Raw genomic sequence first — 23,960 nt, forward strand, 5'->3', positions numbered from 1 at the left:
TGGATCGTTGCTCGGAACGGATTCCTAACGTCTGCGTCGTGCAGAAAAGTTCTTCTGATCCGCTGCGGATCACCGTTCTCGCCGATTCGGACACCCGATGGAAATGGGGTGCGCTGACGGCGCGCCGTATATCGTCCGATGTCCGGCTCGATGCCCGTCTGCTCCGCGGCCGGGCCACTCCGACGAGCCGCCAGCTCGCGGAGATCGGTATCCCCGCGGAGACGATGCGGGAAGTCACCGCCGCCGAGTTCCTGAGCGAGGCCGCCCGCGGCCGTGCCGCCGACGGCGGCTGCGACGTCATCGTGCTCGCGTGCGTCGGCGGCACCGTCCAGGCCATGCTGCACGGTCTGGCCCGCGCCTGGGAGGGCACCGGGCGCCGCCCGGTGGTCGTCACCGGATACGTCGGCGTGGTCTACGAGAAGCTCGCCGACGGTCTGCTGCTGCGGGCCGGCGCCGATGTGGTGCTGGCCAACAGCGCGCACGACGCCCGGCGCTTCCGCGACACCTACACGGGTGTCGGCGCGGACACCGCGGGGATCGTCGAGACGGCGCTGCCGTTTTTGGAGGGCGCGCCCTACCGGACGTCCGAGGACCGGCCGTTCACCGTCACCTTCGCCGTGCAGCCGTCCGCGCCGGAGGGCCGGGCCGACCGCACATACCTGGCGCGCCGCGCCGTGGAGCACGCCCGGCGGCACCCGGATCGCGAGGTGCTGGTGAAGCTGCGCAGCAAGCCCGGCGAGCACACCACGCACATCGAGGAGCACCCGTACCAGAAGCTCGTCGCCAAGCTCGGGCCGCCCGACAACCTGCGGCTGGTCTACGGGCACATGGGCGAGGTGCTGGACAGGACCGACCTCCTGGTGACCGTCAGCTCCACCGCGGCCCTGGAATCCCTGCACCGCTCCATCCCCACCGCCGTCCTCACGGATCTCGGCATCCGCGAGTCCCTCGGCAACCACCACTTCCTCGGATCGGGCTGCTTCGCCTCATGGGACCAGCTCGACGAGGGCCGCGTTCCGCGGGCCGATCCCGCGTGGCTCGCCGCCCAGGGCGTGGCGTCCGACAACCCGTTCGGGGCCCTGCGCGAGCGCGTCGGCGCCCTCGCCGCGGCCGATGAACTGCCGCCGCCCGCGCCCTACTACACCCTGCTGACCGCCCCCGGCTACCTGCCGGGCGTGCTGGCCCGGCACGGCCTCGACGCCAAGGGCGAGCCACTGCCCGGCGCGGTCGCCGAGCGCGAGCCGGGCGCCCTGCGCCGCGTGCTGCGGGACGTCGCGCGCAACACCGCACGCACCGCCTACCGGCAGGGCGTGCAGCGTGTCGCGCCCGTCATCCGCCGCTGGGGCCAGCTGTGACGAACCAACCGACCGGAGTCCTCGTGACCACCCCGATGTCCACACCCGCACGCGTCCTCGCCGTCATCCCCGCCCGGGGCGGCTCCAAGGGCGTGCCCGGCAAGAACCTCGCGCCCGTCGGCGGCGTCCCGCTGGTGACCCGGGCGGTCCAGGCCTGCCTGGCGGCGCGGCTGGTGACCGACGTGGCCGTGTCCACCGACGACCCCGCCATCGCCGAGGCGGCACGTGCCGCCGGCGCCGAAGTCGTCCTGCGGCCCGCGGACATCGCGGGCGACACGGCGACCAGCGAGGCCGCCGTCCTGCACGCGATGGACGCCTACGAGGCGATACGCGGCGGTGTCGGCAGCGTCGGCAGTCTCGTCGATGTAGTACTGCTCGTGCAGTGCACCAGCCCCTTCCTCACCGGCGAGGAGGTCGACGGCGTCGCCGCCGCCGTCATCGAGGGCGGCGCGGACACCGCGCACACCGTCGCCCCCTTCCACGGCTTCGTCTGGCGCGAGGGCGACCACGAGGACGGCGCCCACGGCGTCAACCACGACAAGGCCACCCGCCCGCGCCGCCAGGACCGCCCCCAGGACCTGCTGGAGACCGGCGCCGCCTACGCCATGCGCGCCCCCGGCTTCCGCGCCGCGGGCCACCGGTTCTTCGGCCGCACCGCGCTGGTGCGCACCGAGCCGGCCCGCGTCCTGGAGATCGACGAGCCGGACGACCTCGACCGCGCCCGCGCGCTGGCGCCGCTCCTCGACGCCGGCTCCACCCCCACCCTCGACGACATCGACGCGGTGGTACTCGACTTCGACGGCACCCAGACCGACGACACGGTGCTGGTCGACGCCGACGGACGGGAGACCGTCGCGGTGCACCGCGGCGACGGGCTCGGCATCGCGGCACTGCGCCGCGCCGGGCTGCCCGTACTGATCCTGTCCTCGGAGACCAACCCGGTCGTCGCGGCACGGGCCAGGAAGCTCCAGGTGCCCGTGCTCCACGGCATCGCCCGCAAGGACCACGCGCTCAAGCAGTGGTGCGACGAGCAGGCGATCGCCCCCGAGCGGGTCCTGTACGTCGGCAACGACGTCAACGACCTCCCCTGCTTCGCGCTCGCCGGCTGGCCCGTCGCCGTGGCCAACGCCCACGACGTCGTCCGGGCCTCGGCCCGCTCCATCACCTCCACCCCTGGCGGCCGCGGCGCGATCCGCGAGATCGCCGGGTGGATCCTCGGGCCCTCCCTGGCCACCCCACTCACCGACCCTCCTTTCCCTCCCCTCACAGCACTCCCCTCAGCACCTCTTTCTGCAAAGGACCTCTCCCAGTGACCAGCACCCCCGCGAACCTCCGTCCGGTCGGCTCCCGCTTCATCGGCACCGGACAGCCCGTCTACGTCACCGGCGAGATCGGCATCAACCACAACGGTGACCTGGAGAACGCCTTCGCGCTCATCGACGCCGCGGTCGCGGCCGGCTGTGACGCGGTGAAGTTCCAGAAGCGCACGCCGGAGGTCTGCACCCCGCGTGACCAGTGGGAGATCGAGCGCGACACCCCCTGGGGCCGCATGACGTACATCGACTACCGGCACCGCGTCGAGTTCGACGAGAACGACTACAACGCCATCTCCGACTACTGCCGCAAGCGCGGCATCGACTGGTTCGCGTCCCCGTGGGACGTCGAGTCCGTCGCGTTCCTGGAGAAGTTCGACCTCCCGGCCCACAAGGTCGCCTCCGCCTGCCTCACCGACGACGACCTGCTGCGCGCGCTGCGCGCCACCGGCCGGACGATCATCCTCTCCACCGGCATGTCGACCCCGAAGCAGATCCGGCACGCCGTCGAGGTGCTCGGCAGCGACAACATCGTGATGTGCCACGCCACCTCGACGTACCCGGCCAAGCACGAAGAGCTCAACCTCCGCATGATCAACACCCTGCAGGCCGAGTACCCGAACGTGCCCGTCGGCTACTCGGGCCACGAGGTCGGCCTCCAGACGACGCTGGCCGCCGTCGCGCTCGGCGCGGTCTTCATCGAGCGCCACATCACCCTCGACCGCGCCATGTGGGGCTCCGACCAGGCCGCCTCCGTCGAGTCCCAGGGCCTGGAGCGTCTCGTCCGCGACATCCGCATCATCGAGACCTCGCTCGGCGACGGCGTCAAGAAGGTCTACGAGGGCGAGCTCGGCCCGATGAAGAAGCTCCGCCGCGTCCCCGGCGTCGTCGCCGAGTCCGAGGCCGCCGGCACGGACCGCGCCACCGCGTCCGTCTGACGACAGCGCCCCACCCGCCCCCATGACTCGAGGGCACCGCGCACCACGCGAACCATGACATCGAGGAGTACCGGGATGACCGCGCCCGCATTCGGCCGGGGACCGCTCGCACTGGTCGAGTCCCCTGTCCAGCTCCTCAACGTCCTGGAGTGGTCGCACATACACCCCCCGACCGCGGCCGCCGCACCGCGTCCCGGGGCGGCTCCGGCCGTCCCGGGCGGCGGCCCGGTCACCGGACCGCTCACCGTCGTGGTGCTCTCGCCCCGCGACCCGATGAGCCGCGGGCAGCTGCGCCGGATGGCGGAGCTCGCCCGGGACGACGGCGTGCAAGTCCGCTGGTTCGAGGCCCGCTCCAACCGCCTCGGCCTGCTGCGTACCGCCCTGACCCTGGCGCCGCTGCTGCTGCGCGTGCGGCACCTCGTCATCGGCGATCCGTTCTCCCGGCTGGTGCAGGTGCTGCTGCCGCTGTGCCGGGCACGGGAGATCACCGTGGTCGACGACGGCACCGCGACCATGGAGTTCACCGAGATCCTGGGCAGCGGCGGCCGCCTGGTGCGCTGGCACCGCGCCGGCCGGCGGTCGCCCGTCGACGCGGCCTTCGCCGTCTTCGCCTCGGCCGCCCGCCGTCGGCTGACCCCCGGCCGCCGCCGCACCGTCGAACTCTTCAGCGCGATGCCCGCGACGCCGCCGGCCGGGATGGCGCTGCGCGCCAACCGGTTCGCGTGGACGCGGTCGCGCTTCGGTCCGCCGCGCATCAGCGCCGGCACCGACATCATCGGCACGTCCCTCGTCGAGACCGGCGTCGTCGACCTCGACCGCTACCTCGCGGCGGTCGCCGGCCTCGCCGAGACCCACGGCGCCACCCGCTACTTCGCGCACCGCCGCGAGGACACGGCCAAGCTGCACCGGCTCGCCGTCGAGACCGGGCTGGAGATCGTCCGCCCGGACCTGCCACTGGAACTCGTCGCCCGCCGGGGGCCCATCGGGCACACCGTGCTCAGCTTCCCCTCCACGGTCGTCCACACGCTGCCGCTCGCGCTGGCCGGGACGGGGGTGAAGGTCGTCGTCCGCGACATCGACGACGGCTGGCTCACCCACACCGCCTCACCCCGCGCGCAAGGCTTCCTCTCCGGCATCACCGGCACGGCCAGGGACCTGCACGGCCTGACGTCGGCGACCGCGTCGGCCTGACCTCAGCCACGGCGACGGCGTGACGCGGGTGACGGCGTGACGCGGGTGGCGGCGTGACGCGGGCGACGGCGACCGCCTGACCCAGCGACGGCGACAGCGTGACGCGGGCGACAGCGTGACGCGGGTGGCGGCGACCGCCTGACTCAGCGACGGCGACAGCGTGACGTGGGCCACCGCGGCGGCGTGATGTCGGCCACAACCCGGTGTCCGCGACGGCGTGACGCTCGCGGGACTCTCCACAGCCGCGCGCCCCTCGAAACTCCGAGGTCCCGGCGGCCCCACCGGTCCGAGCCCGTCGGCCACCCGAGCGGCGTGAGCCCGCGCGCTTCGAGTGGGCCGCGACACGCGGCCCCTACGCTGCCGGCCGCAGGCCGAACCGTTGCCTCGCGATCGTTCGGTCGTTGAGCGAGGATGGGAGGGGTGGTGCAGGCCCAACAGGCCGTGTTACCCCCCGGAGGGATTGGGTATGCGCCGATCGGGTGATTTCTTCTCCTCCAACAGGAATGAATTTCTCTCGATCAACGCTGGAGGATCTCTCATGGGGCCTACGCTGTCGGAGGTGAACGACTCACCCGCAGTGCCATCGAGCGCGCTGCCCGCCGGGCTGCGCGCCGAACTGATCGCGTTCCACCGGGACTTCGGCCTCCGCCCCATGACGGGCCGGGGGCTCGGCAGGGCTGCCGCCGAGGCCTACACGGCCCGGCTGGAGCAGGACGGACTACGGCCGTGGGCACTGCCCGGCGGAGCCGGAACCGTCTGCGACATCGGCGCCACCGACCCGACGCGCCCGCGCCTCGCGCTCCACAGCGACATCGACGCGGTGCTGCTCGGCGCCGGTCTGGCGCTCGCCGCGCTGGAACGTGAGGGCAGGCTGCCCCGCCCCGTGCGGCTGATCCTGCGGCCCGCGGACGCGACGGTGCAGGCGGCTTCGGGCGGAGCCCTCGGCGCCATCGAGGCGCAGGTGCTGGAGGGCGTCGACCGGATCCTGGCCGTGCACGGCGACCCGTCCATCGACGCCGGAGGCCTCGGCCTGCGGCAGGGCCCGATCACCGCGGCCGTCGGCCGCCTGGTGCTGAAGCTGGACGGCGCGGGCGGCCACAGCGCCCGCCCGCACCTGACAACCGACCTGGTGATGGCCACCGCGAAGATGGCCACCGAGCTGCCGGCGGTGCTGGCCCGCAGGATGGACCCGCGCTCGGGCGTCCGGGTCGTGTGGGACCGCATCGAGGCCGGTCACGCCTGCAACGTGATCCCGCAGCACGCGGAGCTGGAGGGCACCGTCCGCTTCCTGGACCTGGCGGCCTGGCGCGACGCGCCCGACCTGGTGCACGAGGTGATCGACCAGGTGGCCGGCATGTACCGGGCGAAGTGCGAGATCCAGTACCAGCGTGTCGTCCCGCCGGTCGTCAACGAGGTGGGGTCGACCGAACTGCTGCGGGAGGCGATGACGCTGAGCCGTGGCGCGCACGCCGTCGAGGACACCGGCCAGAGCCTCGGCGCCGAGGACTTCGCCTGGTACCTGGAGCACGTGCCGGGAGCGCTCGCCAGACTCGGCGTCCGACCCGCCCTCGGGCCGCCGCGACACGGCGCCCATCCGGGTGAACCGGTGGGCTCCGAGGACCCGGTCGTGATCGGCGCGGAGCTGTTCACAGGTGCTGCGCTGCTGGTCTGACGGTGGGTGGCAGAGTGCACACGAGTGGTTCACCTGGCCGAAATGCGTCGATCCGATAACAGGTCTTCATTCAGGCTTTACCTGACATCTACGCGCGTTAAGCTCCCGCTTAGCCAGCGCCGGACGGGGCGCTTTCGAATGAAGGGGACCCTCGTGCGCCGGGTTACCAAGATCGTTGCCGCGGGTGTAGCTTCCGCGGCCCTCGCCCTCACCGCCACCGCGTGTGGCAGCAGCAGCTCCGACGACAGCAAGGACAAGGGCGTAGGCATCGCCTACGACGTCGGCGGCCGAGGCGACCACTCCTTCAACGACTCCGCCGCGAAGGGCCTGGACAAGGCCAAGGCGGAATTCAAGGTGGGCAGCAAGGAGCTCACCGCGAAGAACACCGACACCGAGGCGGACCGCGAGCAGAAGCTCAACGACCTCGCCGGTGCGGGCTACAACCCGGTCATCGGTGTCGGCTTCGCCTACGCCGACTCGGTGAAGGCCGTCTCGAAGAAGTTCCCGAAGACGACCTTCGCGATCGTCGACTCCGTGGTCGACGGCGCGAACATCGACAGCATCAACTTCACCGAGGAGCAGAGCTCCTACCTGGCGGGTGTCGCCGCCGCGCTGAAGACCAAGACCAACAAGATCGGCTTCATCGGCGGTGTGGACACCACGCTGATCAAGAAGTTCGCGGGCGGTTTCCAGCAGGGCGTCAAGGACACCAAGCCGTCGGCCACCGTCGACATCGAGTACATCACCCAGGGTGGCGACTTCTCCGGCTTCGCGAAGCCGGCTGAGGGCAAGGCCAAGGCCAAGGGCATGCTCGACCGCGGCATCGACGTGATCTACGCCGCCGCGGGCAGCTCCGGCGCCGGCGCCATCGAGGCCGTCGCGGCCAAGAAGGGCACCTGGGCGATCGGCGTCGACGGCGACCAGTACCAGGACAAGGGTCTGGCGCAGTACAAGACCTCGATCCTGACCTCCGCCGTCAAGAACGTCGACGGTGCGGTCTACGAGGTCATCAAGAGCGTCAAGGACGGCAAGCCGCTGGTCGGCACGCACGTCTACAACCTCTCCGCGGGCGGCGTCGGCCTGGCCACCTCCGGTGGCTACATCGACGACATCAAGGCCCAGATCGACGCGGCCACGAAGAAGATCACCGACGGTACGCTGAAGGTCAACACGACTCCGACCGGCTGATCACCGACGCGAGGCCCGGCAAGGGAGCGTGACGTTCCCGGCCGGGCCTCGCGGTCTGTGCGGCCACCGTGCCGCAAGTAACCCGCGACAACTGTGGATCTGGCGCCGCTACGCGCGTAGAGTCCGATCCTCGCGATACGTTCGCCCCCATCGCTCCGCTCTGCCCCGCGAGGAGAGTGCGTCATCAACGCGTCCAGCAGTCCCCCCGCCGTCGAACTCCGCGGCATCACGAAACGCTTCCCTGGCGTCGTCGCCAACCGGGACATCGACATCACCGTGCTCCGTGGCACCGTCCACGCCCTGGTCGGCGAGAACGGCGCGGGCAAGTCGACCCTCATGAAGATCCTTTACGGGATGCAGCGCCCCGACGAGGGGACCATCACCCTCGACGGCACGAAGGCCGACCTGCACACCCCGGCCGACGCCATCCGGCTCGGCATCGGGATGGTGCACCAGCACTTCATGCTGGCCGACAACCTCACCGTGCTGGAGAACATCGTTCTCGGCGCGGAGCAGTTGCACGGCATCGGCGGCAAGGCCCGCGCCAAGATCGTGGAACTCTCCGACGCCTACGGCCTCGGCGTCCGCCCCGACCTCCTCGTCGAGGACCTCGGAGTCGCCGACCGCCAGCGCGTGGAGATCCTCAAGGTCCTCTACCGCGGCGCCCGCACCCTGATCCTGGACGAGCCGACAGCGGTCCTCGTGCCGCAGGAGGTCGAAGCGCTCTTCGCCAACCTCCGCGAGCTCAAGTCCGAGGGCCTGACGATCATCTTCATCTCGCACAAGTTGGGCGAGGTGCTCTCGGTCGCCGACGCGATCACGGTCATCCGCCGCGGCACGACGGTCGGCGACGCCGACCCGAAGTCGGTCACCGTCAAGCAGCTCGCCGAGCTCATGGTCGGCAGCGAGCTGCCGTCGCCGGAGACGCGGGAGTCCACGGTGACCACCGACGTGCTGCTCACCGTCGAGGGGCTCACGCTCTCCGACTCGGGCGTGGAGTCGATCGCGAACTCCTCGGGCCGCCTCTTCATCGAGGAGGCCGAGGCCAGGGACGCCCGTCGACTTCTCGACGACGTCTCCCTCACCATCCACAAGGGCGAGATCCTCGGCATCGCCGGGGTCGAGGGCAACGGACAGTCCGAACTGGTCGAGGCCATCATGGGGATGCGGACCCCCGACGCCGGGGTGATCACCCTGGACGGCGCCGACATCACCACCACCCCCACCCGCAAGCGGCGCGAGGACGGCATCGGGTACATCCCCGAGGACCGCCACCGGCACGGCCTGCTCCTCGAGGGCACGCTGTGGGAGAACCGCATCCTCGGCCACGTCACCGAGAAGCCCAACAGCCGCGGCGCGCTGCTGGACCTGACCGCGGCCCGCCGCGACACCGAGCGGATCGTCAAGGAGTACGACGTCCGCACGCCCGGCATCGAGGTCACCGCGGCCTCCCTCTCCGGCGGCAACCAGCAGAAGCTGATCGTCGGCCGCGAGATGAGCCACCTGCCCAAGCTGCTGATCGCCGCGCACCCGACCCGCGGTGTGGACGTCGGCGCGCAGGCGCAGATCTGGGACCAGATCCGGCAGGCCCGCCGCGAGGGCCTCGCCGTGCTGCTGATCTCCGCCGACCTGGACGAGCTGATCGGCCTGTCCGACACCCTGCGGGTGATGTACCGCGGCCGCCTGGTCGCGGACGCCGACCCCGCCACGATCACTCCTGAGGAGCTGGGTTCCGCCATGACCGGCGCCGCTTCCGGCCGGCTCGAGCACACGGACGCCGAAGGAGAGGACCGATGAAGAAGTTCGACAAGGATCGGCTGATCCTCGGCCTGGCCGCTCCCGTGCTCGCGATCGTCGCCGCCTTCGTACTCACCGCGCTCGTGCTCCTGGCCACCGGCAAGGAACCGTTCCACGCGTTCAACGTGATGTTCGACAAGGGCCTGACGAGCGACAGCCAGGTCTTCATCCTCAACAAGGCGACGCCGTACTACCTCGCCGGCATCGCGGTGGCCATCGGCTTCCGGATGAACCTGTTCAACATCGGCGTCGACGGCCAGTACCGCCTCGCGGCCTTCTTCGCGGCCGTCGTCGGCGGCGCGGTGAACCTGCCCGCCATCGTCCAGATCCCGCTGATCATCCTCACCGCGGTGCTCGTCGGCGCGATGTGGGCGGGAATCGCGGGTCTGCTGAAGGTGACCCGGGGCGTCAGCGAGGTCATCACCACGATCATGCTGAACGCCATCGCCACGGCGGTGATCGGTTACTTCATGATCCCCGGCCGGCTCGCCCAGCTGCACGCGGACACGAACTCGGTCTCCACCAAGGAACTGCCCTCCTCGGGGCACTTCTTCGGGTTCGACATGGGCACGGACGGCACGATCTGGGGCTTCATCGTCGTCGCCGCCCTGATCGGTGTCCTCTACTGGTTCGGCCTGTCGCGCACCCGGTTCGGCTTCGACCTGCAGACGGTCGGCCGCTCGGAGTCCGCGGCCGAGGCGAGCGGCGTCGACGTCAAGCGCATGGTCATCACCAGCATGCTGCTGTCGGGCGGCATCGCCGGCCTGGTCGGCATGCCGGTGCTGCTCAACGACGCGCACCAGTACAGCACCGAGTTCCCGGCCGGCATCGGCTTCACGGGCATCGCCGTGGCGCTGCTCGGCCGCAACCACCCGATCGGCATCGCGCTGGCCGCGCTGCTGTGGGGCTGGTTGGAAATCGCCTCCAGCAAGCTGGAGTTCGAGGACTACGACAAGGAGATCGTCGGCGTCATGCAGGGCATCATCGTGCTCTGCGTCGTCGTCGCCTACGAGGTCGTCCGCCGCTACGGAATCAGGCGCCAGCAACAGAAGGTCGGCGAAGAACTCGCCGCCCAGGCCCGCAACGCCCAGCAGGAGGTGGCAGCGTGAGCGCCACGGCTACCCCCGGCAAGACCGCCAAGAGCCCCGCGGCGAAGATCCGCGCCAAGCTCACCGTCTCCCGTGTGCTGTTGATCGTCGCGGGTGCGCTGATCCTCATCTCCGCGGTCCGCGCTATCACCGGCGCCAACGACATGACGTCGTCCGGACAGATCTCCGGCGCCCTGACCATGGCCGTGCCGATCGGCCTCGCCGGGCTCGGCGGCCTGTGGTCGGAGCGGGCCGGCGTGGTCAACATCGGCCTCGAGGGCATGATGATGCTCGGCATGTTCTTCGGGGCATGGGCGGGCTGGCAGACCAACCCGTGGCTCGCGGTCGTCGCCGGCATCCTCGGCGGCGCGCTCGGCGGTCTGATCCACGCCGTCGTCACCGTGACCTTCGGCGTCGACCACATCGTCTCCGGTGTGGCGATCAACATCCTGGCGCTGGGCGCCACGCAGTACCTCGCCAAGATCTGGTTCAGCATGGGCGAGGCGGCGGAGAAGGGCGGCAGCCCCAAGCAGTCGCCGCCGATGGACGACATCAAGTCGTTCACCGTCCCCGGCCTCTCCGACTGGCTGCACACCCTCGAAGGCCACCACTGGTTCCTGGTCTCGGACCTCGCCGGGATCATCGGAGGCCTGGTCACCGACCTGTCGTCGCTGACCATCCTGGCCGTGCTGCTCTTCGTCGGCACGTTCTTCGTCCTGTGGCGGACCGCGTTCGGCCTGCGGCTGCGCTCCTGCGGTGAGAACCCGATCGCCGCCGAGTCGCTGGGTGTCAACGTCTACAAGTACAAGTACCTGGCGGTGATCGCCTCCGGCGGCCTCGCCGGCCTCGGCGGCGCCTTCCTCGCCATCGTCCCCTCGCACATCTACAACGAGGGCCAGACCGGCGGCCGCGGCTACATCGGCCTCGCCGCCATGATCTTCGGCAACTGGCGGCCCGGCGGCCTCGCCATGGGCGCGGGCCTGTTCGGTTACTCCGACAGCCTGCAGCTGCGCAACGGCGGCGAGACCGTGCACGCGCTGCTGCTGGCGCTCGCCGTCGGCCTGATCGCGCTGGCCGCCTGGCGGCTCTACCAGAAGAAGTACGTGCCGGCGGTGATCGGCGCGGCCGTCGCCGTGCTGCTGGTGGTCTGGTACGCGCTGACCGACACCGTGCCCGACCAGCTCGTCGGGGCCACGCCGTACATCGTCACCCTGCTGGTGCTCGCGCTCGCCTCCCAGCGACTGCGGATGCCGAAGGCCGACGGCCAGCCGTACCGGAAGGGCCAGGGCAAGTGACGAATTCACCTCCCGAGGGGTTCGATGGAGCCGGTGCCGGCTCGGATTCTGTCGACTCCGTCGACTGGGAGAGCCTGCGGAAGCACGCCCGGGACATCATGTCCCGGGCGTACGCCCCGTACTCCAAGTTCCCGGTCGGCGCGGCCGCCCTCGTCGACGACGGCCGGGTCGTCGTCGGCTGCAACGTCGAGAACGCCGCCTACGGCGTCGCGCTCTGCGCCGAGTGCGGCCTGATCTCCGCGCTGCACGCCTCGGGCGGCGGCAAGCTCACCGCCTTCACCTGTGTGGACCTGCGCGGCAACCTGCTGATGCCGTGCGGGCGGTGCCGCCAGCTGTTGTGGGAGAACGGCGGCCCTGACCTCCTCGTGGACACGGCGCGCGGTGTCGTCCCCATGAGCGAAGTCCTGCCGGACGCCTTCGGCCCCGAAGACCTGAACCGCTAAGGAATAGTTGTTATGGACGTCATTTCCGTCATCCGCACCAAGCGCGACCGCGGCCGCCTCAGCGACGAGCAGATCGACTGGGTCATCGACGCGTACACCCGCGGTGCCGTGGCCGACGAGCAGATGTCCGCGCTCGCCATGGCGATCCTGCTCAACGGCATGGACCGCGCCGAGATCGCCCGCTGGACCGCCGCGATGATCAACTCGGGCGAGCGGATGGACTTCTCCTCCCTCCCGCGCCCCACCTCCGACAAGCACTCCACCGGCGGCGTCGGCGACAAGATCACGCTGCCGCTGGCCCCGCTCGTGGCGGGGCCTGCGGCGCGGCCGTGCCGCAGCTCTCCGGGCGCGGCCTCGGCCACACCGGCGGCACCCTCGACAAGCTGGAGTCCATCCCGGGCTGGCGCGCCGCGCTCTCCAACGCCGAGATGCTCGACGTGCTGCGCGGCACCGGCGCCGTCATCTGCGCCGCGGGTGACGGCCTCGCCCCCGCGGACAAGAAGCTGTACGCGCTGCGCGACGTCACCGGCACCGTGGAGGCGATCCCGCTGATCGCCTCCTCGATCATGTCGAAGAAGATCGCCGAGGGCACGGGGTCGCTCGTCCTCGACGTGAAGGTCGGCACCGGCGCCTTCATGAAGACCCTTGAGGACGCCCGCGAGCTGGCCTCCACGATGGTCGGCCTCGGCACGGACCACGGGGTCCGGACCGTGGCTCTGTTGACGGACATGTCCACGCCGCTCGGCCTGACGGCCGGTAACGCGCTGGAGGTGCGGGAGTCCGTCGAGGTGCTGGCGGGCGGTGGCCCTGCCGACGTCGTCGAGCTCACGCTGGCGCTGGCCCGCGAGATGCTCGACGCGGCGGGTCTGCGCGACGCCGACCCCGCGAAGGCGTTGGCCGACGGCTCCGCGATGGACGTCTGGCGCCGCATGATCGCCGCCCAGGGCGGCGACCCCGACGCCGCGTTGCCGGTGGCGCGGGAACAGCACGTCGTGAACGCCTCGACGAGCGGCGTCCTGGAGGTCCTCGACGCGTACGCCGTCGGCATCGCCGCCTGGCGCCTGGGCGCGGGCCGCGCGCGCAAGGAGGACGTGGTGCAGCTCGGCGCGGGCGTGGAGCTGCACGCGAAGCCGGGCGACTCCGTCGTGGCGGGGCAGCCGCTGATGACGCTGCACACGGACACACCGGAGAAGTTCGCGTATGCGCTCAACGCGCTGGACGGCGCGGTGCTGGTGGGGGCGCCGGGCGCGAAGTTCGAACCGAAGCCGATTGTTCTGGACCGGATCGCTTAATGGTGCGGTGAGTTGGCGGGTGCGGGTGCGGGTGCGGGTGCGGGTGCGGGTGCGGGTGCGGGTGCGGGTGCGGGTGCGGGCCGGGGCCCGGTGACTCCGGGGGTGTGTTTCGAAATCGACTATTTACGGGCCCTGGGGGCCCACAAATAGCTCGGGAGGTACTAGCCGTAAACGCACTCGCGTGCGAGACGGGCGGCTAGGACCATGAGTGACATGGCGACAAGCAACTATGACGGATGTGGTCGGTGCATGGTTGGCGTGCGCAGGCTGTCGCGGAAGACGGATGCAACGTCATCTCCCACGAGGCAGAAAGAGCAGGTCCTGAGCGCGGTTGCGGCCGTCGGTGGCCACGTCATCGCTTGGGCGGACGACATGGAGGTATCGGGCGCCACCGACCCGATGACCCGCCCGGGATTCGGTCCGTGGCTACGGGGCGAAATGGGCCCGTACGACGGCATCGCGGGCGCGTCTGTCGACCGCATCGGCCGCAACGTGCGAGATGTACTGAACACTGCGGACAGTAACAAGGCGGCCGGACGCGTACTGGTCACCGCTGATCATGTCGGGCTATGGGATCTAGACGACCCGAACCAAGAGATCGATCTGACGTTCAAGGCTCTAGGCGCGCAGATGGAACATCGAGCGATCAAGAAGCGCAACATCGACGAAACGGAGCGCGCTCGCAAAGCTGGCCAACCGAAGCAGCTGAACAGCTACGGGTACAGGTACGTACGCCTGATCCCCACCGGCAAGGTCGACCACGTCGAGATCGATCCGGTAGCTGCGAAGATCATCCGCGAGGTAGCTGAGCGGGTCCTGACGGACGAAACCGGCACGATCACCTGTGCGACCGAAGCCGCGCGTCTCACGCGTGCTGCTGTGCCCTCCCCTCGTGATCATCGGGCGATGATGTACGGGCGTGAGCGCCAGGGCTTCCCATGGTCGCCGGATTCCGTGCGGAACATCCTCACGAGCGAGGCGTCACTTGGCTTTCTCATCCACGGCAATCGGCCGGTGATCGGAACAGATGGGCACCCGGTACGGCTTGCGCCAGAGCTTTGGAGCCGCGCCACACGAGACCAATTGATCGAAAAGTTGGCGCCGAAGAAGACCGTTCCGCGCACCCGAGCCCCTAAGGGGATCCGTCTCCTGTCTGGGCTGGCTCAGTGCGGGAACTGTGGGAGCCGCATCTATGTTGCTGGCTCCAGTAACGGCGGATACAGGTATGGGTGCCAGGCGCGACAGCGAGGTTTTCCGCCGCCCCCTCCGTGCAAGCCCGCGCCCCGCATGAAGGGAGACGATCTGGACAACCAGGTGACAGATTGGTTCCTCACCAGGTATGGATCCGGTCAAGTCATGCGGCGGGAGTTCGACGCGGGAACCGGATATGGCGCGCGGATTGCCGATCTCAAGGCCGACCGTCTACGCCTACGCGAAGACCGCAAGGCGGGGCTGTATGACGACGCCGATGATGCGGAGTGGTACCGCGCCGAGTACGCCCGAATGGGGCGCGAGATTGCGGAATTCAAGGCGTTGCCCGAACGCCCGCCAGGTATGCACCTCGTGCCGACGGGGCAGACCATCGCCGACGCGTGGCACGCCGCGCAAGACGACGCCGCCCGTAGGGAGTTGCTGAACAACTACGAGGTACGCGTGAAGCTCTTTCCCAGAGGCGCAGAAGAGCGCGCGCAGATCACCGGAGTGAATGTGTTCGCACAAGCGGCGTAACCGACCCAGAGACGAGACGACGCCCCGCCGGATGTGATTCCGACGGGGCACCTTGTTGTCCACCGCCAGGCCCGCTTTGGATCCATGATCCATCAAGGCGGGGCGCCGTGCCCCACCCACCCACCCAGGCAGCTCCCGCAGGCAAGTTCGCCCGCCAGGCGCCGCCAGTCGAGCCAGCTCACCCACACGCATACAAGCGAACGGACCTGGCTGGAGGCCGCCGGCCTCCGCGGCTTCGGCCAGGCCGCACCGGGCTGACCTAGGAGTTTGGGCCGAAGCAGCGGACGCCGGCCGCCGCCCCACAGCAGGCCACCCGCGCCAACCAGTCCAAGCAGAGACCGGGCCCTGATGATCTTGGTCAACTCCCCGCGCCAAGTATGACCACCGACGGTTTCAAGTACTGCACGATGTTCCCGTTGCGCGTGGTGAAGGTCGCTGGCTCGATCGACAGATCGCAAAGTATCCGCCCCGCCGTACTGAGAAGGCGGATAGTGCTTTCGTCTATGACTTCCGAAAGCCGCCACGGGGCGGATGAGTAGAAGAAGACCCCGAGACCGTGTGCTCCCGCCAGGCGGAAGCTGACACCGTCCTCGTTCGTGTCCTCGATCACGACCCTCACACTCGACGACGTATCGACTTCCCATCCCTTGCCGTCCGGCGCTACGCGCTCTCGCGGCTGACCGTCGAGCAAGAGAGACACAGCCTTTGCCGTATCCGGGGAATCAGTAGCTACCCGCCAACGGCTAAACGCCACAGGTCGATCATTCACCGTGCACACGAAGAGGAACCTACCGACGACGTCAGTCATACGGTGGTCCTCCATGCCTCACCAAATCGCGTCGGATCTCCGCCAGCTCTGCCAGGTCCGCAGCAACTCCAGCAGCGATCTCCGCCTCAGCCAAAGTGTGGCCGGAGCCGACATACCGCCAGCCCCCTTCGGTGACCGTCGTACCGTCATCGACTGGCAGCAGCCCGAAGTGCTCAGCGCGGGCAGCCCGCAACGCGCCATAAGTGGTCGAGTACCGCCGGGACTTCGTCAGAACGTGTCCCCGACATCCGAAGGTATGAGCCCATGCCCTCAGGCGCAGGTGATCAAGTCCCGGCAGGTGGCCCAGGCGCCAGCAGGTAGCCATGAGCGTCCGCAGGTGGGCAGCGACCGGAAGCAGCGCGATGTCATCCAGCGATGTGACCCGCCTATCAGTGCCACCGCAGTCGCCGACGCTCTTCGATACGTACTTCGCCACATAGGCCGCGACCGCTTGATCGGTGACAGGCGAGTCGTCTCCGAAGGAGCGCACCGGGTGCACATCGAGTTGCACTCCCCAGCGAAAGACGTGCTCCCCGAGGCCGGGCACATACGACGTGTGCACCGCCACAGCGCCAGCGGCCGTGCGCACAACGTCTTCGAGCAGTTCCACGGTTGCCCAGCCGGGCGGAGAGCCGTTCGGGCCGTTAGGGCCGTCCAGGCGGATCACAGCGTGGAAGTGGATCGCGCCGCGCCGTTGGTACTCCGCGACCTTTGCGAAGCTCACCCGCAGGTGGTCATTCAGCTCGGACTGAGTGATTCCCGCCGCCGTGGCGAGGTGACGCCGGATGGTGATGGTGGTGCGGTTCCACAGTTCTCCGGTATGGGCGTTCCACAGGCAGTGCGCCGAGTAGTCGTAGCAGTCCCGGCAAAGGGGTTGCCCTACAGCCGGTGCGTCCGCGCTGTGTGCCTGACCACAGCACAGCGAGCGCCCATGCTCACAACGGCCGCCATTCCGCCGGGGGTGACACCGATCGGTGCCGGAGCAGGCGCGATGTACGGCGCCGAATGAAGGCGGGGTCAGAGTGACGAACAGCCGGGGATGATCGGCGACGCGGGACGAGGTTCCTTTGCCGCCGAGCAGACCGGCCCGCACCAGGTGGAACGTGTCCCCGGAGTGAAGACGCGAACACGGAGCACAGCGCGATTCCCGGCGGTTGCGGCACCGCACGGCCAAGCGGCCACCCGGCTCGTTGCTGGTGTCGTAGCAGCCCAGAACCTCACCCGTGGCCGCATCGCGGGTAGTCGTTCTACCGGAGAGGTACACCGGCGCGGCACACCCGCCGACGAAGTGAATCTGTTCCATCCACCGCTGGAATCCCGGCTCGTTGACCAGCCGGATCATGTCCCGCTCTGTGGCGGTAAGAGCGCTCAGGCGCTCCGCACGGTGCAGCGCGGAACGCCTGGCGTCATGGTCATCAAGGACCGCACGACGCATCCGGGGGCGACCTTTCTGTGTTCGCAGCCATCAGGGAAGTGATCGAGTGCGCGCGGGTTGCGAATGGCATGGGGATCTCCTGTCGTTGTGACCTGCGGTTTTCACGGTGTGTGCTGGCCGGCGGGCACGATCAGTGACCGGCCCGCCGAGTGGGATTGGTGCTCAGCCCGCTCCCCGATCCCGTAGCCGGGTGCCACGGCAGCGGCAGGGCCGCAGACGTCCAGCGCGGGTGTAGTAGCGGATACGGGAGCAACGGCGGCAGCGGATCGGACGGGACATCGCGGCGCCCTCCTGTCAGTTGGTCAGTTCGAGAAACGCGCGATGATCCACGTCACGAGTTCGCTGATCATGAACACCGCCGGGGTCAGCGCCAGATAGAAGCCGAACAGCCCGATCAACGTCGCCTGCCACCAGGAGACTTCACGCGAGCGGACCATCAGGACCGTGATGATCCCCAGCACTACGACCAGCGGGAGCGCTGCTTGTTCGCTCATGCCGAACTCCCTCCCGTGCCGATCGCGTGAACCAGTCCCGGCAGGACCGGGGTGTTCTTCGCGTGCAGAACGGCGGTACGACGTGCTTGATCGGTCGTGGTGAGCGTCGAGCGAGCCCGAAGCCAGTGACCACCGATCGTCGTAACGGCGACGCCCTGTTCGTCCTCACTGATCGACTGGGCCACCATCACGGCATCCGGAGACAGATCACCGAGCGCCATCTCTGCGGTTGCTTCATCGTTCACGCGGTGACAGATCCGCCCGCCGAGCTGCGCACGCAGTGCCGTCACGCCAGGCCCCAGCTCGGAGCCGACGCGCTGACCGGCCACCACCAGGTGAAGACCGAGCGCCGCACCCAGTTGAGCCAGCCGCAGGAGCGCAGTAGAACATTCGGCCGCCTCCTGCCGAGCGTCACGGGAGCCGTCCGTCAGGTACAGCTCAGCGATTTCGTCGACAAGGATCACGATCGGTACCGGCCGGACATCCTCGCCCAGCTCCCAAATGGATCGGACCCCCGCCGCACGGCATTCGGCCATGCGGTGTTCAGCCTCGATCACGAGCCCACCCAGCAGCCCCGAAGCCTCCCGGCGATTGCACGCCAGCGCGGACAGCCGAGCCTCGAACAACGACAGTTCCATGCCGCCCTTACAGTCGATACCCACCACCGCCACCGGCTGTGGAGCCAGTTGCCCAACCAGTGCAGCCAGCAGGGTGGACTTCCCCGATTGCGTCGCGCCGACCACTAGCCAGTGAGGCACCTGCCGGAAGTCGATCTCCCAGGCCGCGCCGTTCTCGATCCGGCCCACCAGCGCAGCGAGCACCCGCACCGGCCGGACAGGAAGCCTGCCCGCGCCATCGGCCAGCGGATCACGCGCCGTAGCCGTGATCAGCACTTCACCGCGTCGCGGAGAGACCACCCGCGCCGAGTGAACCCGCCAGGCATGCGCCAGCGCCTCACTCGCAGCCATGAACGGCGCCGGAGTCTGTCCCGGATGCAGATGCACCCGCACCGTCAGCCCGTTCCCGGTCGCCCGAGGCAGCCCCAACCGTGGCGGGATCGGTCGAAGTGCTGTGGCTTTCACCAGGAAGTCACCGCCGACCACCGCCTGACGCGGCCGGTTGGTCACCGTCAGATCGGCATTGGTGCACAACTTCCGCCAAGTCCACCGGATCCTCACCACCGTTGAGGGGAACCCGACCAGATACCAGCGCCACGGCACGTCACGAAGCCGCCCAAGCCAGCCGGGAAGCCGGTCCTCCCAATAGCGCTGCGACAGCAGGACCACGATCAGCGCTACTGAGATCACCCAGATCCACATTTCCCACGGCATCACCCGCCACCCCCGTTCCTCTCCTCCGGACGCTCCTCCAGCGTCAGCAGCACCAGACGCGCCCCATGAGCCGCCGACTCGGCATGTACGGCCGTCAGCGAGAGCAGGTAGCGAAGCGTCGGTACGTCCTCAAGTACCGCCAACAGCCGTTGCGTCCCGGCCAGCACTTGCAGATCCCGCATGAGCGCGGTCACCACGTCTGTGCGTCTTTGTGCCACCAGTCGTCACCCCCGTTCGATGTTTGGGCGGCGAGGCCGAGTGCCAGCTCTGCCGCCTCGGTCGCGTCCCTAGCGATGCGTGTGAGCGTCAGGCGCCTCGTATCAGGATCGAGCGGGGCAGCCTCCACCACTTCCGCGATGGCGCCCAGGTTGGTCAGCCGTTCTCGCAGGTCAGGCCAGTCCCCGGCCATCAGTTCTCCCCGCCGGCCGTTTTGGCTTTCACGGCCCCGCCACTCACCGTGGCCGTAGCCGATTCGCTGGTGATCCCCGAAGCGCGAAAGGACGTTCCCTTGCGCCCGTCGATCTCCCAGGCGACCGCGATCAAGTCGGCGACCGTTACCCGCATCCCCTCAGCGAGGCCGACCGGCTTGACGGGTACGGCGATCTCGATCACATCAGCCCGCCGATTGGCCAACTGCCGCACCGATACTCCGACGACGTAAATCGTGTTGCCGTCGCGGTCGGTGCGGATCTGTCCCGTCTCGGTGTTGATCCTCGGCTCAGGAGGAACGACACACATGATCGTTCCAAGCCGTGCCGTGTCCACCGGAATGTTCTGCATGAGCGCACTGCCCCCGCTTTCTCGACCTTGACGAGCCCGTCAGCTTGTTCGCTTAAGACTTGTCCTGATGAGTTGTAAGCGTGGATCAACTTGACGGTTGAGCGCAAGCACTTATTCTGACGAGTGCTGGGCAGACATCGCCTATAGCACGCACCACTGACACTGTGGCCGAGCAGCAGACACTACGAGGAGGCACCCATGCCGGGTGACATCATCCGCCCCAGCGCCATGTATCGGCAGCTCGCGGACCGTCTCGCCGACTCCATCGCCGCAGGCGACTTCCCGCCGGGAACCGTACTCCCCAGCGAGACGCAGTTGATGGAGCGCTACAAGGTCTCCCGCCCCACCGTCCGCGCGGCTGTCGCTGAACTGCGCACCATGGGATTGGTGGAGAGCCAACACGGCAAGGGAACCTTTGTTCGCCGACCGTCCGCACCGACCACCAGCATTCAGCGCACCATCACCCGCAGCGGGAAAACATTCACGGCCGGTCAACAGCAGTTCACCGAGATCGAGCCCCCCACGGTGACCCGCACCGAGACCATAGGTGCTGCCGCTGCGTTCCTGGAGCGCGACGAGGAGGCCGCATTCGCCGTTGACAGGCTGTTGGTGGAAGCAACCACCCACGCCCGAGCCAGCCACCGCACCGTGATCCCGTTCGATGTAGCCGAACGGTTCCCTTCGTTGGCAGAGGAACCGAATACCGCGCCCGCCGAGATTTACGGACTCTTCGCCGCCGCCGGACAAGTCCTTGAGTGGTCCGAGACCGTCACGGCCCGCAGCCCGTTCCCTGACGAGCGAACCACCCTCAACATGCCGGAATCCGCACCGATCCTGATCACCCACCGCGTCACCCACGGCACGGACGGCAGGCCGCTACTCCTCGAAGAACTCAAAGTCAGCGCCGAACAAGCCCGCCTCACATTCCGCGTCACCGCCGACAAGACCCCGCCCAAGCGGGCAGGCTGATCGGTCTAGATTTTCTCTACTTACTCAAGGGCGCGCCTGCGGCGCGCCGGGCGGCCAGGCCGCCCCGTCCGGGCTGCGGCCTGGCGGCCGGTCCCGTCCGGGCGCCCGCCGCCCACCGGACACCAGGGCACCCCAGACAGCGCGAAACCCCCGCCAGCCACAGCCAGCGGGGGCAATCGTCGCTCGGATCATCGAAGGCAGGCATCCGCGTGCTTGCGTGCTGCGAACTTCGCTGGACTCACGCCCGGGGCATACGCGTTGAGCCGACAACCGGAACACGTCACCCACTGGTGACCATCCTTGTCCTCTTCCACGCACACCGTGCCACCCGACCGGGTTCGGTATCGCTGGCCGACCGTCTTACGCCGCATGCCTCCACCCTCCCGCGTCAACCGTTCGCCACAACAGACGGGTTCAAGCCGTGCGGCCGGGTGCGGACGGCGCTGTAAGGCTTCAACCGCAAAGCCTCACAGCGCCGGCCGCTTGCGCCAGCTCGCCACCCGCCACGACCGCTACCACCATGCATCCGGTATCGGCGGGCTGTCATCGCAGTTCCGCAACAGGGAAGCCAACTTGCGCACGGCACCAGGTGAGCCTTTGAACCGCACCAGGCCGAATCCGGCTTGATCCGTAGCGGCCACCGCCCGTAACTCCCGCGCCCCTACGCCCAGGGAGACCAGCACCAGGTTCATTTCCTCAGCCGCGTCCCTGGCGTCCGCCCATGCCTTGATGTAGCCCGCCTCGCGCACCCACACCAGACCGCACACATCCGGTGATGCGTCATCCTCCACCGGACACACCTCCTCACAGGACCTCGCACGCATATGCGAAATCCTTTGCAAAAGCAAAAGTAGCAAAACCGCAGCCAGTTGTGTACGGAACGCGACAACTCACCCCACCCGTCCCGCCAGCAACACTGCGGCCCCTCCCCCTGAATGAGGGAGGGGCCGCAGGATCACAGGCTCAACGTCACCGCCAGGCGCTGCACGGCCACGTCGTGTACGAGTGGCAGACAGGACCGTTGAGGTAGTACTTCCAAACCCAACCGGTCGTACCCGCCCGTAGTCCACCAGCGCTACGACGCGTCAGCCGAACGTGCATCCACGACCCGCGCGCGTTCCCGATGATCTCCACCCGGTCGCCCCGGTAGAGGTGACCCCGAACGTTGGGCCCGAAGCCCCCGTAGGAACGCAGGCGGAGGCCGTTCACGCGCACCGTCGACCACTGCGTCCATGACGAGGAGGTAGCCACGGCGGCGGTCCTGGGTGCAGGCGACCCCGGTTCGGGAGCCCTCTGGGCGCTCGCCGACCCCACGCCGAGGACGGCAGCCGCCACCATCGACGCGGCAATGACCACGGCCCGCAGGCGATTCTTGTTCAACATCAACTCTTGTCCCTTCACGCGATCGAGACGAGAAGGGCAGGTTGTCAACCTGTCGCGACTCATCCTTACGAGTGAAGAGCATGCGCGCCCCCTGTCGAGAGCGTCAACTACTTATCCTGATGAGTGCCGAGCTGATGTCTAACGGTCATGCGGCTCAGGGCAGGCAACAGACGGCCCCGGTCATGCCTGGGAGGCGCAACCGGGGCCGTCTGGGAGCAGTGCTAGGCAGACTTCATCTTGCGCTCCTTGGCCTGCCGCCGTACCTCGGTCTTCTCGCGCCTCACCTGGGCCGCCTCCTTAATGCCCGCCTTGCGGCGCTCCTCGTAGCCCCAGGGCTCAACGACGTGGTAGCACAGCCCGCAGACGTAACCGCCGTCCGGGCCCTCAATCACCGGTTGCAGGCACTTCTCACACCGCATCGTCGGTGACATGTGAGTTCCGTGGCTGGCGTCGTCGGTCATGGGTTCAGTGTGCCGCAACCGGGAGGAGCGGCAGTAGTGGACGGGGGCAAGGAGCGATGCCTCCAGAAGCTCCACAGTTGCATGACCAACGGCCGTCCGGCCCCTGGATCACTGTTGCTCCGCAGTTCGTACAGTTCATAACGACTCCCTTTGATGTTGATGTTCGATGACACTCACGCGCTCGGTTGGATTGCCCACATGTGCGCTCTCTCTTCCTTCTGGGGGGGTGACCCGCTCCCGGGCGGGCGTGTTGACCTTCCTGCCGCCCGGGGGCAGGGGCTTAGGGGCCTGCTACAGGCCATGAGGTCTCCGGTGCCGTCCTGGGCTCGCCGGGGCTTGTGGGGGGACGCGTGGAGCGAATGCGGCCTGCCCGTAGTCGGGTTCTTCCGGCATGCCGACCATGAGCGAATCCCAGACCTGATCAGCGAGAACCTGCATGCAGAATTCGCAGGCGTAGACATGGCCGGTCGCACCGCTGACAGTCGCAGCGCCGATCCACAGGACGCGTGTCGATTCCTGCCCGCACCAAAGCCAGCAACGGCCCGACTGCCATAGGTTCGCGTCACCCGTCTGTGCAACTGGCGGCAGCCCGGCAAGTGTCGGAATCTGCAAGCCGGGCATCCGTGCGCCGGATTTCATTTGCCCCACCTCTCTTGATCGTGGGCGACGGCTATCCGCGTGCTGGCTTCTTCGAGTCCCGTAACGCGCCGCAGCGTCGCCCTGTCGGTGTCCCAGGACCGGCCGGAGCCAAGAGCACGCAAGCTGACTCGTCGCCCCTCAATGGCCGTCACGAGCCCGACTTGCTGTCGGGTGGTGTCCCGCGCAACGGTGCCGACGCGAATGTCATCAGCGGCCCCCGGCGGCCTGTGGGGGCTCACCGCTCCCACTCCCCGAGCCGGTCAATCAGCCGGGCAACCACGTCATGGCGGAGTGGGGCAATGGATACGAATGCTCGACCGTGGATTGGGGGCTCAGGTGTGACCATCACGTGGAACCCGA

Annotated in this window: 21 protein-coding genes and 1 pseudogene; 13 read left to right on the forward strand and 9 right to left on the reverse strand. The window is 68.7% G+C overall.

Annotated features, from left to right (window positions below):
* The first annotated feature begins 38 nt into the window (after nucleotides 1–38).
* The 12 genes and pseudogenes from M2266_RS22135 to M2266_RS22190 all read left to right on the forward strand — a co-directional run bounded on the left by M2266_RS22135 (nucleotide 39) and on the right by M2266_RS22190 (nucleotide 15,300).
* Complete coding sequence (locus tag M2266_RS22135; protein WP_277439739.1) at nucleotides 39–1,355, forward strand: DUF6716 putative glycosyltransferase; 1,317 nt, start codon at nucleotides 39–41, stop codon at nucleotides 1,353–1,355.
* A gap of 35 nt (nucleotides 1,356–1,390) precedes the next feature.
* A complete protein-coding gene (locus M2266_RS22140) occupies nucleotides 1,391–2,668 on the forward strand; it encodes an acylneuraminate cytidylyltransferase (RefSeq protein WP_277441298.1) in 1,278 nt (425 codons plus the stop codon).
* Nucleotides 2,665–3,606, forward strand: coding sequence for an N-acetylneuraminate synthase family protein (locus tag M2266_RS22145; RefSeq protein ID WP_277439740.1), 942 nt, complete (start codon nucleotides 2,665–2,667; stop codon nucleotides 3,604–3,606). Before M2266_RS22140 ends, M2266_RS22145 begins: the two co-directional genes overlap by 4 nt.
* Nucleotides 3,607–3,681: 75 nt before the next feature.
* Nucleotides 3,682–4,797: a hypothetical protein gene (locus M2266_RS22150; RefSeq protein ID WP_277439741.1), complete on the forward strand. Its 1,116-nt coding sequence runs from the start codon at nucleotides 3,682–3,684 to the stop codon at nucleotides 4,795–4,797.
* A gap of 538 nt (nucleotides 4,798–5,335) precedes the next feature.
* Nucleotides 5,336–6,469: an amidohydrolase gene (locus M2266_RS22155; RefSeq protein WP_277439742.1), complete on the forward strand. Its 1,134-nt coding sequence runs from the start codon at nucleotides 5,336–5,338 to the stop codon at nucleotides 6,467–6,469.
* Between the two features lie 153 nt (nucleotides 6,470–6,622).
* Nucleotides 6,623–7,657 carry a BMP family ABC transporter substrate-binding protein gene (locus M2266_RS22160; protein WP_277439743.1) on the forward strand — a complete coding sequence of 345 codons (1,035 nt, stop codon included), beginning with the start codon at nucleotides 6,623–6,625 and terminating at the stop codon, nucleotides 7,655–7,657.
* Between the two features lie 183 nt (nucleotides 7,658–7,840).
* Nucleotides 7,841–9,454, forward strand: a complete 1,614-nt coding sequence (locus M2266_RS22165) for an ABC transporter ATP-binding protein (protein ID WP_346780953.1) — start codon at nucleotides 7,841–7,843, stop codon at nucleotides 9,452–9,454.
* Nucleotides 9,451–10,563, forward strand: a complete 1,113-nt coding sequence (locus M2266_RS22170) for an ABC transporter permease (protein WP_277439744.1) — start codon at nucleotides 9,451–9,453, stop codon at nucleotides 10,561–10,563. Before M2266_RS22165 ends, M2266_RS22170 begins: the two co-directional genes overlap by 4 nt.
* A 47-nt stretch (nucleotides 10,564–10,610) precedes the next feature.
* A complete protein-coding gene (locus tag M2266_RS22175) occupies nucleotides 10,611–11,837 on the forward strand; it encodes an ABC transporter permease (RefSeq protein ID WP_277441300.1) in 1,227 nt (408 codons plus the stop codon).
* Nucleotides 11,834–12,280 (forward strand): cytidine deaminase, encoded by a 447-nt coding sequence (locus M2266_RS22180; protein WP_277439745.1) that lies wholly within the window; start codon nucleotides 11,834–11,836, stop codon nucleotides 12,278–12,280. Before M2266_RS22175 ends, M2266_RS22180 begins: the two co-directional genes overlap by 4 nt.
* A 12-nt stretch (nucleotides 12,281–12,292) precedes the next feature.
* Nucleotides 12,293–13,572 (forward strand): annotated as a pseudogene (locus M2266_RS22185) (thymidine phosphorylase).
* 213 nt (nucleotides 13,573–13,785) lie between these two features.
* Entirely contained in the window at nucleotides 13,786–15,300 is a 1,515-nt protein-coding gene (locus M2266_RS22190; RefSeq protein ID WP_277439746.1) for a recombinase family protein, read from the forward strand.
* A gap of 358 nt (nucleotides 15,301–15,658) precedes the next feature.
* Here M2266_RS22190 and M2266_RS22195 read toward each other — a convergent pair whose 3' ends face one another.
* The 7 genes from M2266_RS22195 to M2266_RS22225 all read right to left on the reverse strand — a co-directional run bounded on the left by M2266_RS22195 (nucleotide 15,659) and on the right by M2266_RS22225 (nucleotide 20,148).
* The gene (locus tag M2266_RS22195) at nucleotides 15,659–16,108 is read right to left on the reverse strand and encodes a hypothetical protein (protein WP_277439747.1); all 450 of its coding nucleotides are present in this window, start codon (nucleotides 16,106–16,108) and stop codon (nucleotides 15,659–15,661) included.
* On the reverse strand, nucleotides 16,101–17,450 hold the full coding sequence (locus M2266_RS22200; RefSeq protein WP_277439748.1) for a replication initiator: 1,350 nt from the start codon (nucleotides 17,448–17,450) through the stop codon (nucleotides 16,101–16,103). The genes M2266_RS22195 and M2266_RS22200 overlap by 8 nt, the downstream gene beginning before the upstream one ends.
* A 395-nt stretch (nucleotides 17,451–17,845) precedes the next feature.
* Nucleotides 17,846–18,037 carry a hypothetical protein gene (locus M2266_RS22205; protein ID WP_164299535.1) on the reverse strand — a complete coding sequence of 64 codons (192 nt, stop codon included), beginning with the start codon at nucleotides 18,035–18,037 and terminating at the stop codon, nucleotides 17,846–17,848.
* Nucleotides 18,034–19,368, reverse strand: a complete 1,335-nt coding sequence (locus tag M2266_RS22210; RefSeq protein WP_277439749.1) for an FtsK/SpoIIIE domain-containing protein — start codon at nucleotides 19,366–19,368, stop codon at nucleotides 18,034–18,036. The genes M2266_RS22205 and M2266_RS22210 overlap by 4 nt, the downstream gene beginning before the upstream one ends.
* A complete protein-coding gene (locus tag M2266_RS22215) occupies nucleotides 19,368–19,550 on the reverse strand; it encodes a hypothetical protein (protein WP_277439750.1) in 183 nt (60 codons plus the stop codon). Before M2266_RS22215 ends, M2266_RS22210 begins: the two co-directional genes overlap by 1 nt.
* A gap of 8 nt (nucleotides 19,551–19,558) precedes the next feature.
* Complete coding sequence (locus tag M2266_RS22220) at nucleotides 19,559–19,777, reverse strand: hypothetical protein (protein WP_164299539.1); 219 nt, start codon at nucleotides 19,775–19,777, stop codon at nucleotides 19,559–19,561.
* Nucleotides 19,777–20,148 carry a hypothetical protein gene (locus tag M2266_RS22225; protein WP_277439751.1) on the reverse strand — a complete coding sequence of 124 codons (372 nt, stop codon included), beginning with the start codon at nucleotides 20,146–20,148 and terminating at the stop codon, nucleotides 19,777–19,779. Before M2266_RS22225 ends, M2266_RS22220 begins: the two co-directional genes overlap by 1 nt.
* Nucleotides 20,149–20,346: 198 nt before the next feature.
* Here M2266_RS22225 and M2266_RS22230 point away from each other — a divergent pair, with 198 nt between their 5' ends.
* The gene (locus M2266_RS22230; protein WP_277439752.1) at nucleotides 20,347–21,117 is read left to right on the forward strand and encodes a GntR family transcriptional regulator; all 771 of its coding nucleotides are present in this window, start codon (nucleotides 20,347–20,349) and stop codon (nucleotides 21,115–21,117) included.
* A 512-nt stretch (nucleotides 21,118–21,629) separates the two neighbouring features.
* Here the strand turns inward: M2266_RS22230 and M2266_RS22235 are convergent.
* The gene (locus M2266_RS22235; protein ID WP_277439753.1) at nucleotides 21,630–21,908 is read right to left on the reverse strand and encodes a hypothetical protein; all 279 of its coding nucleotides are present in this window, start codon (nucleotides 21,906–21,908) and stop codon (nucleotides 21,630–21,632) included.
* 813 nt (nucleotides 21,909–22,721) lie between these two features.
* Nucleotides 22,722–22,961, reverse strand: a complete 240-nt coding sequence (locus tag M2266_RS22240; RefSeq protein WP_277439754.1) for a hypothetical protein — start codon at nucleotides 22,959–22,961, stop codon at nucleotides 22,722–22,724.
* Between the last annotated feature and the right edge of the window lie 999 nt (nucleotides 22,962–23,960).

This window comes from Streptomyces sp. SPB162 (genome assembly GCF_029504575.1).
Classification (GTDB): domain Bacteria; phylum Actinomycetota; class Actinomycetes; order Streptomycetales; family Streptomycetaceae; genus Actinacidiphila.

Coding starts and splice junctions, on each gene's coding strand:
- M2266_RS22140 (WP_277441298.1), top strand. CDS start 1,391: ATGTCCACACCCGCACGCGTCCTCGCCGTCATCCCCGCCCGGGGCGGC.
- M2266_RS22150 (WP_277439741.1), top strand. CDS start 3,682: ATGACCGCGCCCGCATTCGGCCGGGGACCGCTCGCACTGGTCGAGTCC.
- M2266_RS22155 (WP_277439742.1), top strand. CDS start 5,336: ATGGGGCCTACGCTGTCGGAGGTGAACGACTCACCCGCAGTGCCATCG.
- M2266_RS22170 (WP_277439744.1), top strand. CDS start 9,451: ATGAAGAAGTTCGACAAGGATCGGCTGATCCTCGGCCTGGCCGCTCCC.
- M2266_RS22190 (WP_277439746.1), top strand. CDS start 13,786: ATGGCGACAAGCAACTATGACGGATGTGGTCGGTGCATGGTTGGCGTG.
- M2266_RS22195 (WP_277439747.1), bottom strand. CDS start 16,108: ATGACTGACGTCGTCGGTAGGTTCCTCTTCGTGTGCACGGTGAATGAT.
- M2266_RS22200 (WP_277439748.1), bottom strand. CDS start 17,450: ATGATCCGGCTGGTCAACGAGCCGGGATTCCAGCGGTGGATGGAACAG.
- M2266_RS22205 (WP_164299535.1), bottom strand. CDS start 18,037: ATGAGCGAACAAGCAGCGCTCCCGCTGGTCGTAGTGCTGGGGATCATC.
- M2266_RS22210 (WP_277439749.1), bottom strand. CDS start 19,368: ATGCCGTGGGAAATGTGGATCTGGGTGATCTCAGTAGCGCTGATCGTG.
- M2266_RS22215 (WP_277439750.1), bottom strand. CDS start 19,550: ATGCGGGATCTGCAAGTGCTGGCCGGGACGCAACGGCTGTTGGCGGTA.
- M2266_RS22220 (WP_164299539.1), bottom strand. CDS start 19,777: ATGGCCGGGGACTGGCCTGACCTGCGAGAACGGCTGACCAACCTGGGC.
- M2266_RS22225 (WP_277439751.1), bottom strand. CDS start 20,148: ATGCAGAACATTCCGGTGGACACGGCACGGCTTGGAACGATCATGTGT.
- M2266_RS22230 (WP_277439752.1), top strand. CDS start 20,347: ATGCCGGGTGACATCATCCGCCCCAGCGCCATGTATCGGCAGCTCGCG.
- M2266_RS22240 (WP_277439754.1), bottom strand. CDS start 22,961: ATGACCGACGACGCCAGCCACGGAACTCACATGTCACCGACGATGCGG.